Genomic DNA, 12,780 nt, shown 5'->3' with positions numbered 1-12,780 from the left:
GCTGCTCGCGTTCGTGGCGCTGGTGGCGTCCCCGCTCCCCGTCCATGCGGATGACACGGACGATCCGGCCGGCTCGAGTCAGATCGACGGGTCCGGTGACGCCGGCGACATCGGCAACCGGCCCAAACAGTCCCTCACCATCGAGCGAAGCACGGCGGTGGTCACCGATTCGTCGGGATTCCATGTGACGGTGATGGTCGCCAACAACAACGACAAGCCCACGCCGGCCGGACGACTTGATGTCAGCGTCAACGCCCTGTTCACGTTCGTGTCGCGCACGGATATCCAAGCCTGGGCCGAGGGGGACGCGCCGATTCCCACGCCGAACGGGCTGGGTTCGGTGCAGGTGCCGGTCATTGCTCCCGGCTCGACCGTCTCCGTCACGCTTGATGTGCCGTCCAACCATCAGGGGCTTGCGGCCATCAGCACATGGGGGCCCAAACCGTTGTTGATCTCCTATATCGCCGATGGGCAAATACTCACCAACCTGACGAGTTTTCTGACGCGATCGGCGGATGGGCTTGATACCGCGCAGACGCCGGCCATGAACCTTACCGTGGCCATGCCGTTGACCGCGGACGGATGGCAGGCCGATACCGATGTGGTGGATGCCCTTATCACCGACAAGAACGGCACCGGCACCACCAATGGCACCAATGGCAACGCCACCAGCAGCGGCAAACCCGGTACGATCGGCGGCAACAGTAGCGGCAACGGCAGCGAATCTTCGGATGCCGGCACGAACTCGGGCTCGAGCGGTGGCGGCAACGACGCAGCAGCCGGCAACGGCAATGCAGGAAGCAGCGGAAACAGCACCGGCTCCGGCAAGACCGAATCCACCAAGACCGACCCGCAACCCGTGACGCTGTCCGAGCAGGAAGAGGATTCCGCACACACGCTGATGGAGGTCGCCGAGCGACACCGCAACCTGCAGGTGGTGGCCGATCCGCTGTATTTGCGCGCCGCGAACATCGAGCCGATCATGGCCGGCATCATGCAACCGGCCGATTTCGACATCACCGCCTACACCGCCATAGGCAACGAACGGGCGTATCGGAAGGCCGGCGTGGACGAGGCGCAATGGAATGCCGACCAGGCCAAGGCGCTGGTCAACGGCAAGTCCGTCACCACTTACGCTTGGCAGGGCAACGCCGGCTGGTCGCTCAAGGCCCTGACCAAGGCCCGCGAGCAGGGGTATTCCACGGTGATCGCGGACGATTCGTTCGACGCGGAAACCACCGATACCGTGCACACCGGCACCTATGTGGTCAACACCTCCGCCGGTGACGTGACCGTACTCAAGGAACAGGCGGAACTCAGCGCATTGGCCCAGGGACAGGCCACCAGCAAGGACGCCGCGGGCGAGACCAGCGACGCCGGCCGACTGGCCCGGCTTCTGGCGCAAAGCGCGTTCTATCAGATGGAACAGCCGTATACCGCACGCAATCTGCTCATGACCTTCTCCCGAGCCAGCTCGTCCGGATGGGTCGATCAGGTGATGGGCGCTCTGGAACAGGCCTCCTGGCTGCGTCTCACCGATCTTGAGACCATGGCGAAGACCGAACCATACAGCGTCAGCGACACGGTCAACCTCAGCGATGCCGCCACCGATGCATCCGCGCAATCCGGTACGCGAACCGTGCTGGATCAGTTGAACGGCAGTCGCAAGGACATCCTGCGTTTGGGCGAAGCAGTGCTGAAGCAGGGCGTGGACTCCGATTCCCCCGCGCTCGACCCGCAGGCCCTCGCCCGGCAGGATGCCAAGGATACGGCCTCGCGTAACGGCGACCCGACCGAGTGGGTGGTCTCCCTGCTTGCGGCCCACGATGACTTCGCGCTGCACGCGTTATCCGGCACCAGCCGAAACGACACCGCCCAACGCATGGTCAACGCCACGCGCGCCATGGCGGACACGCTGCTGGGCAAGGTGTCCATCACCCCATCCGAATCGGTGTCGGTATTCAGCGAGTCCGCGAAGATGCCGGTGACCATCAGCAACAAGCTTCCGTATGCCGTCAGCGTCACGGTGAATTCCATCACCGATTCCATGCAGATCGTGACCTCGCGGTCCACCACCGTCGACGTCCCGGCGAATGGCGAGGCGCAGGTCTCCTTCACCATCCGCGTCTCCACCTCCGGATCGACCACCGCCCATGTCTCACTCGCCGATCGTGACGGTCGCGCCTTCGGCAACGTGCAGGACACCGCCATCACCAGCGTGATGCGCATCAGCGATATGAGCGGTTTCGTCATCATCGGCTTCGCAGTGCTGTTGGGCATCATGGGCCTGTGGCGTCAGTTCAACCGTAAGAAGGACCCCGACGAATGAGTTCCACCGTTGGCCGTAACTCCTTGATCATGGCCACCGGCACCGCGGCATCCCGCGTGACCGGTCAGCTGCGCACGATTCTCCTGGCTGCGGCGATTGGTACCACCGGTCTGGCCGCGAACGCCTATCAGGCGGGATCGATGATTCCGCAATCCGTGTTCACCTTGGTGTCGGGCGGCATCTTCAATGCCGTGCTGGTGCCGCAGATCGTGCGCACGATGAAGGAGAAGGACGCTCAGGAGCGACTGAACCGACTCATCACACTGGCCATCGGACTGCTGCTGGTCATGACCCTGATCATGGCCGCCGCGGCACCGTTGCTCACGCTGCTGTACGTGGGCGGCGGCGATCATCAGATGATTGCGCTGACCACCGCGTTTACGCTCTGGTGCATGCCGCAGGTGTTCTTCTACGGCCTGTACACGGTGCTGGGGCAGATTCTGGCCGCACGCGATCATTTCGTCACCTATGCATGGAGCTCCACCGGAGCGAATGTGATCAGCTGTGCGGGTTTCGCCGCGTTCATCATGTTGTTCGGCAAAGCCAACGAGCAGCCGCTCGATTTCTGGACCGCCGACAAAATCGCGTTGACGGCCGGCACCTGGACGCTGGGCGTGGCGTTTCAGGCGCTCATTCTGTTCCTGCCGCTGGCCCGCATCGGGTTCAAGTACCGGCCCAGTTTCGGCCTGACCGGCTTCGGCCTCAAGGCCATGGGACCGGTGGCGCTGGGCTCGCTGGGCGTGGTCATCACCAGCGAAATCTCCGGCATCGTGCTGACCCGTGCGGCCACGCTCGCACCGCAGTACGCGCATGATCTCACCGGCGCAAGCCTGTTCTCCGTGGCCGGCAACGCCACCTACCAGAACGCCTACACGCTGTTCGTGCTGCCGTATTCGCTGATCGCCGTTTCCGTGTCCACCGCCATGTTCCCCAAGATCTCGCGATCCGTGGCGGCGCGGGATCTGGATGAGGCCCGCCGGGATCTGGGTGGCGCGCTCAACAATGTCGGATTGCTGCTCATGTTCTTCGCCGCGGCGATGATCGTCTTCCCCGAACCGATCATCCGCGCGCTGCTGCCGTCGGTGTCGATGGACGAGACGATGCTCATCGCCTATGCGCTGACGGCCCTCTCCGTGGGCATCCCGCCGTGTTCCGCATTCCTGCTCATCCAACGCACGTTCTATGCCTTCGAGGACGGTCTTCATCCGTTCCTGTCCGCATTGCTGCAGTACGGTCTGGTCTCGGCGTTCATCATCGGAGGCGTGATGGCGCTGCCACCCGAGCACTGGGTGACGTGGATCGCCTGCTCGGTCACCATCGGCGCGTTCCTGGCTTTGCCGCCCACACTCATCATGCTGCGCAGGCGATTCGACGGCCATCTGGGCGGTCGCGGCATCATCATCACCTACGCCAAGGCCGTGGCGGCCGCCGTGGTCGCCGGTCTGGTCACATGGCTGCTCAAGGGCCCGGTCACCGATCTGTTCGGCGTGAGCATCCGTCATACCGGCGGTCACATGGGGTGGTTCGCCGCATTGGGCATCTGCGTCGTGCTCACCATCGTGTTGGCCGTGGTATATGTGGGCATGCTGTGGATATTGCGTACGCCCGAACTGACCGGTGCGGTGCAGGCGGTGACCGCGCGATTGGGGCGGGGCAAGCGCGCGGCATCATCCTCTGGGACTATCCCCAAGGCCAGCCCGGCGGATAGAATATCAACGTCAATTCCTAATATCAGCAACAACCATACGGAGCCGGATGAGCCTATGAAACCGCAGCTGGGAGATACCATTCTCAACCGATACACGCTGGTGTCCTCGTTGCGCGAGGAACCCGGCATCGCAGCGTGGAAGGCGAACGACCGTGTGCTGGCGAAGGACTGCCAGCTGTTCATCGTGTCCAACAGTCAGGTCCTGACCACGGTCGATGACATCGCGGGACGTATCGTGGCCACCAAGCCGGCCCACCACGTACCGGTGCTCAAGTACCGCATGCAGGCTGGCGTGCTGCTGGCCGTGATGCCGCTGGATCGCGGCCTGTCCGTTTCCGAATACCTGGCCGGGGCGGGCAATGTACTGAGCCATGACGCCATGCGCTCCATCATCGGCGAGACCCTGCAGGCCATTCGCCCGATGCTGGCCGGGTCTCCCGTCAACGAGGCCATCACCACCGACACCGTGCGCCTGACCGCCTCGGGCGTGGAAATCGCGGACGCCCCGTTCACGCCGTTGTTGGCGGACACCTTGGGATTGGGCGTCGCACAACAGCAGTCGCGCCAGCCGGAAGGACCCGAGCAAGTGGCCATCCGTCAGCTTGCCGCACTGCTGTATGCCCTGCTGACGCATTCGCCCAGCCAGGCCGAACCGCATTTCGACCTCAGCCAGTTGCCCATGGACACTCCAGGTGAGTTCCGGGTGATTCTCAAGCGCGGTCTGAACCTCATCGAGGCGGACGATCCGACGCTGCCCATGGCCTCCCTTGCTGAACTTGAGGCGCTGTTGGGTGATTGGAAGCCGCTGAGCGATATGGGCTCGAACAGCTCCACGGATATCGCCCTGCCGAACGTCGATGGCGAATGCTCGATCGCCACGGCGCCGTTGCAGCCGGTCGCTGAATCGGACGTGAATCCCATTCCCGCCGGATTGGTGAGCAGCCAGCAACTGCCGACGCTGTCCATCAACACCAGCGCGCCGAATATCGCGATGCCGGCGGTTCCGCTGCCGGATGCCACCGGCAAGAACGGTGCGGCCAACGGCACGCAGAAGGACGAACGTCGTCTGTTCGATTTCAATAATCTGTCCAACGCCTGGCAGGATGAGAATCTGTCCGGCGAGGATACCGGCGATTGGTATAGCACGTTCAACCCGGCTCCCACCTCGGCTGCCGTGGGCAACTCGAGGCTGACCGTCCCGATTCCGACCGGCAATCTTGCCGAACCCGCACCGGGCGAGACCACGAGCCGCATCCCGATCTTCGATGCCGCCGGCCGCGAGGTGGCTCCGGGCGAGGAGTCCCTGCGCGCATTGGAGGAGGAACAGGCGCGCATCGCTGAAATCGCAGCCATCCCGCCCAGTTTCGAACCGAAGAATCCACCGAAGAAGACCGTGGACGCGGAGTTGCCCAATGAGCATCTGTTCGGTAACTTCACCACGAAGGTGGTGGCGATTGTGGTTGCCGTGCTGGTGGTCGCAGCCGCCACGGTCTGGGCCGTGATCGCCTTCCGCGACAGCTCCAGCAACCCCGCTGACGTCTCCACCGGCAAGTCCGCAGCCGCAGGCCAGTGGCCCGAGTTCGACGAAAGCCAGGTCCCATTCGGCAGCGGCACCGGGTCCTCCGCATCCGGTGATAACGAATCGGATTCGTCCTCCCAGTCGTCCTCCTCCGACTCCAGCCAGACAACGAACGGTTCCTCTTCGTCCGATTCCCAGTCCAAGAAGAGCGAGAAGGCGACCACGGCCGATAAGGATTCGAAGGCCGTCCCCACCCCGAAGCATGTGAACAATACGCCGTACACCATCTCCAGCGCGAACTTCCTGACCAATCCCGGTGGACAGTCGGGTTACGCGTACTATCTGCATCTCGACCAGCCGCATGATGTCTACCGCATGACGGTGACCATCCGCACGTCGGGTGGTAAAGGGTACATCCGCGCGAACACCACCGGCGATCCGACACAGGGTGAGCAGGTTGCGGAGTTCACCTTCGCCGAGGGAGGCACCACCGAAATCAAGTTCACCAAGACGGTGAACGCACAGGACCTCATCCTGTGGGTGCCAACCGACAGCATGCCGCAGAACCAGCTCTACATCCAGAAGGTGGAGGTATTCTAATCCGGTTTTTCATCGGATGGCGCGAATGAGGTCCTGAATATAGCCCCTCGAAAAACCGGCTTCCCGAATAAACGGGAGGCCGGTTTTCTTATAGGTCAGCAGAGGTACCGAAGAGACCTGTTCCCATTGAAGTGACTTTTCCGACCGAATAGCATACGGATGGTGTCACGTCATAGTGGTCCGTCATAGTGGTCCGTCTCGCTAATAATCGAGTACTGCATCTCCTATCTCTCCCCCCAGTCAGCTTCGCTGCCAGTCCCTTCATCAGAGGGGACCACCACCACTCAGACAAGTACGGGATAGACCAATAGGTCCGCCAATGAACTCACGGCAAGGATTCGGTAGTCGTAGTGTTCAACATCAGCTGAAGGTCTTACGAAGATGTGAGAATGTTTCACGTGAAACATCGTGTGATTATTATCGGTTCCGGTCCTGCCGGATATACCGCAGCCATCTATTTGGGACGCGCGGGATTCAATCCGCTGCTCATCACCGGCGCTCTGGCACCGGGAGGCCAACTCGTCAACACCACGGAAGTAGAGAACTTCCCCGGATTCCCCGAAGGCATCATGGGTCCGGATCTCATGGATCGTATGAAGGAACAGGCCAAGCGATTCGGCGCGGAGTTCCTTGCGGACGATGTGGTGTCCGTGGAGGTGCTTCCCGCTCAAGGAGGCGATAAGCCGCTATACCGTCTGACGACTTCGGACGGGGAGCAATTTGACACCGCTGCGGTTATCGTGGCCACCGGTTCGAATGTGCGTAAGCTCGGCGTGCCCGGCGAAGAGGAGCTCTCCGGTCATGGCGTCTCGTACTGTGCCACCTGTGACGGCTTCTTCTTCCGCAACAAGCCAATCGTCGTGGTCGGCGGTGGAGACTCAGCCTTCGAGGAGGCGTTGTTCCTCACGCGCTTCGGCTCGTCCGTCACGCTGATTCATCGGCGCGACACGTTCCGCGCATCGCAAATCATGGTTGACCGTGCCAAGGCCAATCCTAAGCTGACCTTGGTGACCAATACCATCGTCACCGCCATCGAGAGCGGCACCGACTCCCCTGCAAGTGCGGATGCAGCACAGTCCGAGACTGCCGGGTCCAATGCGGTGAGCCCTGTAGCGAATGCTCTGGGCGGCGGTTTGTTGGCCAATCACGCCGGACTGTTGGCGGGCTTGTCCAAGCAACCGCCGAAGCACGTCACCGGCGTCACGTTGCGCAACACCGTCACCGGTGAGGAAAGCAATCTGGATTGCGCCGCAGTGTTCGTGGCCATTGGTCACACCCCCGCCACCGATTTTGCGGCCGATCTGGTTGAACGCGATGATGACGGATACATCCTCGTGGATGGTGGCAGCACACGCACATCTGCGCTTGGTGTCTTTGCAGCAGGTGACTGCGTGGACCGCACCTACCGTCAGGCCATCAGCGCCGCCGGCATGGGTTGCCGCGCCGCCCTCGATGCCCAAGCTTATCTGGAGTAGTTTCTCCTGCGCTGGAAGTGACGGCTTACCGGACTTCTTTTGTATTTGCCATGACCAATGCACGGCTGTGACTCATAGCCGTTGTGGGGTTGATGGAGAGGGCTCCCAACACACTCAAGGCCGTTCGGCCGAGCCTACGGTTGGGAGCCCTCTCCATCAACCCCACAACGTTATACAAACCTTCGTATTGAGTGTTCTTGTATGGATGGCTACATTGCCTATCAGAAATCCCCTTGCAGGAGCTGTCGGGTTGGGGAAGGTGTTGTCCAACCGTAGGCTCGGCCGAACGGCCTTGAGTGTGTTGGACAACACCTTCCCCAACCCGACAGCGGTTAGCATCAACATCACCGATTAGCCCATAAACAGCGAAGTCGCAATCCAAGCCCACATACACCAACTCGTCGCATTACGGGAAAAGCCACTCAACTCTCATTCTTGAATACGCGAGAATGAGAGTTGAGTATGGGCCTAGCGTCCTGCGCCAAAAACTCATTGCATATATTTCGGATCCCCTTGTTAGGACGTTGCCGTGAAGCAAACAGCGGAGCTGTTTGCAGGCGACGTGCGAACCGACAGGCGAGCCAGCAAAACACGCGCGAACCGCGTCCTTAATTGCAGGACGAGCTGGCCCGCGAAGCGGGTCTGAGGGGTAAGTGAATTCGTTAGCGAACTTCTGACGCAGGACATTAAGTGGAAGTATCCCCTGAAGGAGAGCTGCTGGACTGACGTGGGCATCTCCCAACCGTAGACTCGGCCGAACGGCCTTGAGTGTGTTGGGAGATGCCCACGTCAGTCCAGCAGCGGCCAATACCGCAAATGGTTAATAGTCCAGAATTATCAGGTCAGAATATCAGACCCAATGGCTTTCGGACGTCTTGGCATCGGTTGCTTCGGTTCCGCTCTGTCCGGGAACAAGCAGCTGAATGATGCGATCCATGTCTTCGGGCGACGAGAAGACGATCTCGATGCGACCGTGCTTCTGGGTACCTTTGATGGACACCTTGGTGTCGAAGTGATTCTCCAGGCTTTGCTGAATGGCAGAGCCGACCCACGGGTTGGTTTTGGAGGTCTTCGGCTTCTTGGGCTGCTCCCCCGAGGCGATCTTCATGGAAACGATCTCCTCGGTACTGCGAACGGACAGTCCCTCCGCAATGATGCGTGAGGCGAGCTTGTCCATCTCCTCCGGATCGCTGAGCCCCAGCAACGCGCGCGCATGGCCGGACGACAGCACGCCGGCCGCCACCTTCTTCTGCACCGCGGCCGGAAGGTTCAGCAGTCGCAAGGTGTTCGCAATCTGCGGACGGGACTTGGACACCGACTTCGACAGCTGCGCCTGCGTCAGACCGAATTCATCGATCATCTGCTGGTAGGCGGCCGCCTCTTCCAACGGATTCAGCGCCACACGATGCAGGTTTTCCAGCAAGGCGTCGCGCAGCATGTCGTCGTCAGCCGTCGTCTTGACGATGGCCGGAATGGTCTCCAAGCCGGCGAGTTGCGAAGCTCGCCAACGACGCTCACCCATGATGAGTTCGTACGGGCTGTCCATACGACCCGAGAACGGGTTGGCGTTCGCCTCATGTCCCTGCTCTTCAGTCTGCGCAGCCTTGGCTGCTTGGGCCGAGGCAATCTGATCGGCGGGACGACGACGCACCACAATCGGCTGCAGTACGCCGACTTCCTTGATCGAAGCGGCAAGCTCGTTGAGATCATCCTCGTCAAAGATGGTACGGGGCTGATGGGCATTCGGGCCGATATCCGCCAGCTTCAGTTCGGCAAGGTAGCCACCTTCCACCGGCTTCAGCTCCTCCTGAGGAGAATCCTGCTGATCCTTGTCACTGGACTTCTTGGCTGTCGATTCCTGTGATGTTTCACGTGAAACATTCTTGCCGGCCTTGGAGGACTGGTCGCCATCAGGCGACTGAGTGGAGGCAGCGGAGCGATCAGTGACCTTGCCGCCATGCGGCACCGGAATGAATGTGTCAATCGGCGTAGTCGTCACCGGCACATCCTCACCACCGAAGAACAAATCGCTGGGATGAGCGATGGCGCCGATGCTTGGCATCGAGGCACGCTTGCCGGCGGATTTCTTCGCGGCTTTGCCAGAGGGCTTCTCGCCAGACGCCTTGCTGGTCGAGCCGCTCGATGACTTGGAGTCGGCGTTCACAGACTTGGTGGCGGACACACCGGACTTACCGCCACGGTCCGAACCGTCTTCCGCCGCATGCTTGTCCGCATCAGGCAACAGTTCCAGCTGAGCACTTGCATCCTGCTCCCCCGGCAGCGTGGGGAACAACGCACCGAGACCTTTGCCGAGTCGAGATTTCGATGTCATGAGTTGTGCTTCCTCCTCGCATCAATGGCCTCAAGTACCTGCTTGGAATGTTTGGCAATCTCCAATGCCGCCTCACCATAGGCAATCGCACCGATGCCACGAGGGTCATAGGCGATTACCGATTGCGAGAAACTGGGTGCCTCGGAAATCTTCACGGAACGTGGAATAGTGGTGTCAAGCACGATGCTGGGGTAATGGCCCTTGACCTCGTTATACACCTCGCGGCTCAGCAGTGTGCGTCGATCAAACATGGTGATCAGCATGGTGGAGACCAGCAGCACCGGGTTGAAATGCGTCTGCACCAATCCAATGGTGTTAATCAGCTGTCCCAATCCTTCCAGCGCGTAGTACTCGGCCTGAATCGGAATCAGCATTTCCGTCACCGCACACATGGCATTGATCACCAGCAGACCCAGACTCGGCGGGCAGTCGATGAACACGTAATCATAATGCTTGTCCGACTGACGAAGGTACAGATCAAGCGCTTCCTTGAGCAGGGTGTTACGATTCGGCAGGTCCGCCACCTCAAGCTCGGCGCCGCTCAGATCAATGGATGCCGGCACCACGTCCAGAGACGGAAAATCAGGGCAGACGGTCATGACGTCACCCAATCCCGAACGTCCCTCGATGACGTCATACACCGACTTCTCCCCCGACGCATGCGGCACACCAAGAGCCGTCGAGGCATTGCCCTGCGGGTCCATATCGATGACCAGCACCTGCGCGCCTTTGCTGGCCAGCGCGGCGGCGATGTTCACCGTGGATGTGGTCTTACCGACACCACCTTTCTGGTTCGCCACAGCAATACGGCGGGTCTTCGCGGGCTTCGGAAAAGCAGCATGCTTCAGCGCATCGTACCGGGAGGATTCATCGGCAATCTGATTGCCAAGCACGGAGCCCTGCCCATCAAAAATACGATGAAGGGTTTCGGAAGCTGTTTCCATCGGTTCCGATTGATGATCCTGTGCGGCCATCGTTCCTCCTTGCACAAACGTAAGTTCCAGTGTTCACATTCGTATGGACATGATTTCGGTTTATCCACAATTCCACCATGCTATGTGGATAACTGTGGATAACCAGCGGGTGAGCGACGATATATTACGCGTTTATCACCCTTGTAATCGCTGATTTTTCAACGTTTTTCGAGTTGTGCACCAGCATGGCGCAAAATTGTGGATAACTTTGCGAGCGATGCGTGATTGTGGATAACTGCTGTTTCATGTCAAACGCACCCATCAGCGCTTATCCACCAACACGACGTGCGTGGGCTCCAGATCAGGTCCCACGACAGCCTCGACAACGCGCGGTGACTGACCGCCGAAGCGTACGATCTCCTTGGCGGCCTTATCGAGCTCAGCCTGTGCGGACCGTCCTTTGAGCGCCACCAGTCGCCCTTGGGTCTTCAGCAGAGGCAATGTCCATCCGGACAGTTTCGTCATAGGAGCGACAGCACGGCAAGTGACCACAGCGAATGGATGCATTTTGCGCTTACGCACCTGGGCAATCACTGCATCGGAACGATCGCGAATGATGTCAACATTACTCAGCTCCAGCAGGTCCACGCATTCGCTCAGCCATTCCACGCGACGCTCCATCGGTTCGATCAGCGTAAACCGATGATCAGGCAGACAGGCCGCTGCGACGATACCGGGGAAACCTCCCCCACTACCCACATCGGCCACGGTTTTGAATCTCGCTCCTGCGGTGGCCTCACGCACATACGGAACAATAGCCGCCGAATTCAGGATATGACGTTCCCAGATGATATCGACGTCACGCGGACCAATCAAACCACGAGGCTCACCCTCCTCGGCGAGCTTGGCATGAAAACGTTCCAGCGCAGGCAATGCATCACCCAGCACTTCGGCAAGCACCGGCGAGCCATCCAGCTGATCCGCCATCATCATCCCCTTTGCACTATGTTCCACGTGAAACACCAACGGTTTCACGATGCACACGTATACATGGAAAAGGCGCCGTGCGATACGACGCCATCTCCATTTCATTTCAGGAGTTATAGTCGGCGATTCGACTTCACCCCATCCGCCCATCCGTCGACGTAGTGCCGGTGAAAGGTTCTCCCTAGTAAACCTTCCACCGGCGCCGCGCCGACGTGTACAGTCAGCGGGAGGGGATTCCGTCGGTTTTCACCGAAGTCTTATGTTCGGACGACTCACTCACTCCTCGTCAAGTTCGTCGTCTTCGTCCTCGGCCTTGCTCCGCATGTACACCGTAACATAACGGTGCGGCTCTTCGCCATGCGAGCGAGACTTCAGACCTTCCTCGCGTACCACATCGTGAACCACCTTACGCTCGAAGGAGTTCATCGGCTTCAGGTCTACCGGCTCACCGGAGTCCTTGACCGCGTCAATGGCATCGAGTGCGATGTCGCGCAGGCGCTGACGCTTGCGCTTGAGGAAGCCGTCCACATCGACAATCAGATGGGAGCGTTCGCCCGTCTTCTGCTGGACGGCAAGTCTGGTGAGCTGCTGCAGCGCATCCACGACCTCGCCATTGCGGCCGATCAGATGCTTGATGTCAGTGTCATCATCGGCGACGATCTGCACCGTCGGGCGATCGTTGCGTACGCCCATCTCGATGTCGCCTTCGTAGTCGGCGATGTCCAACAGGCCTTCAAGGTAATCTGCGGCGATGTCAGCTTCCTCATTGAGCTGATCAATCGTCTTTCCATCATCCTGCGCCATACGCCTCTCCTTTTACGTCAGGTCTGAATTCCAAGTCTAAGCCCTGCCCACCCGAAACGGTGAACAGTGTCGCGGGTGTCCGGTGTTTCACGTGAAACACCGGACACCCGCT

At 60.2% G+C, this 12,780-nt stretch carries 7 protein-coding genes; 3 read left to right on the top strand and 4 right to left on the bottom strand.

Annotation, left to right across the window (positions count from 1 at the left end):
- The first annotated feature begins 13 nt into the window (after positions 1-13).
- The 3 genes from BMYO_RS05105 to BMYO_RS05095 all read left to right on the top strand — a co-directional run bounded on the left by BMYO_RS05105 (position 14) and on the right by BMYO_RS05095 (position 7,631).
- On the top strand, positions 14-2,329 hold the full coding sequence (locus BMYO_RS05105) for a DUF6049 family protein (protein ID WP_094667455.1): 2,316 nt from the start codon (positions 14-16) through the stop codon (positions 2,327-2,329).
- Entirely contained in the window at positions 2,326-6,156 is a 3,831-nt protein-coding gene (gene murJ / locus BMYO_RS05100; protein ID WP_094667440.1) for a murein biosynthesis integral membrane protein MurJ, read from the top strand. The genes BMYO_RS05105 and murJ overlap by 4 nt, the downstream gene beginning before the upstream one ends.
- 389 nt (positions 6,157-6,545) lie before the next feature.
- Positions 6,546-7,631, top strand: coding sequence for an NAD(P)/FAD-dependent oxidoreductase (locus tag BMYO_RS05095; RefSeq protein ID WP_169834053.1), 1,086 nt, complete (start codon positions 6,546-6,548; stop codon positions 7,629-7,631).
- Positions 7,632-8,481: 850 nt separating this feature from the next.
- On the opposite strand, the gene BMYO_RS05090 is transcribed toward BMYO_RS05095, so the two are convergent.
- The 4 genes from BMYO_RS05090 to BMYO_RS05075 form a co-directional block, all read right to left on the bottom strand.
- Entirely contained in the window at positions 8,482-9,795 is a 1,314-nt protein-coding gene (locus BMYO_RS05090) for a ParB/RepB/Spo0J family partition protein (RefSeq protein WP_420807292.1), read from the bottom strand.
- A gap of 164 nt (positions 9,796-9,959) precedes the next feature.
- Complete coding sequence (locus BMYO_RS05085) at positions 9,960-10,937, bottom strand: ParA family protein (protein ID WP_094667437.1); 978 nt, start codon at positions 10,935-10,937, stop codon at positions 9,960-9,962.
- A gap of 261 nt (positions 10,938-11,198) precedes the next feature.
- Positions 11,199-11,864 (bottom strand): 16S rRNA (guanine(527)-N(7))-methyltransferase RsmG, encoded by a 666-nt coding sequence (gene rsmG / locus BMYO_RS05080; RefSeq protein WP_094667453.1) that lies wholly within the window; start codon positions 11,862-11,864, stop codon positions 11,199-11,201.
- A 276-nt stretch (positions 11,865-12,140) separates the two neighbouring features.
- Positions 12,141-12,668, bottom strand: coding sequence for a Jag family protein (locus tag BMYO_RS05075; protein ID WP_094667436.1), 528 nt, complete (start codon positions 12,666-12,668; stop codon positions 12,141-12,143).
- Positions 12,669-12,780: the final 112 nt, after the last annotated feature.

The organism is Bifidobacterium myosotis (assembly GCF_002259745.1).
Lineage (GTDB): Bacteria > Actinomycetota > Actinomycetes > Actinomycetales > Bifidobacteriaceae > Bifidobacterium > Bifidobacterium myosotis.
The sequence above is the reverse complement of the archived record's forward strand: the minus strand, read 5'-3'. Positions and strand labels throughout refer to the sequence as shown.

Excerpts from the sequence above, each read along its gene's own strand:
- murJ (WP_094667440.1), top strand. The coding sequence starts at position 2,326 with ATGAGTTCCACCGTTGGCCGTAACTCCTTGATCATGGCCACCGGCACC.
- BMYO_RS05095 (WP_169834053.1), top strand. The coding sequence starts at position 6,546 with ATGTTTCACGTGAAACATCGTGTGATTATTATCGGTTCCGGTCCTGCC.
- rsmG (WP_094667453.1), bottom strand. The coding sequence starts at position 11,864 with ATGGCGGATCAGCTGGATGGCTCGCCGGTGCTTGCCGAAGTGCTGGGT.
- BMYO_RS05085 (WP_094667437.1), bottom strand. The coding sequence starts at position 10,937 with ATGGCCGCACAGGATCATCAATCGGAACCGATGGAAACAGCTTCCGAA.
- BMYO_RS05075 (WP_094667436.1), bottom strand. The coding sequence starts at position 12,668 with ATGGCGCAGGATGATGGAAAGACGATTGATCAGCTCAATGAGGAAGCT.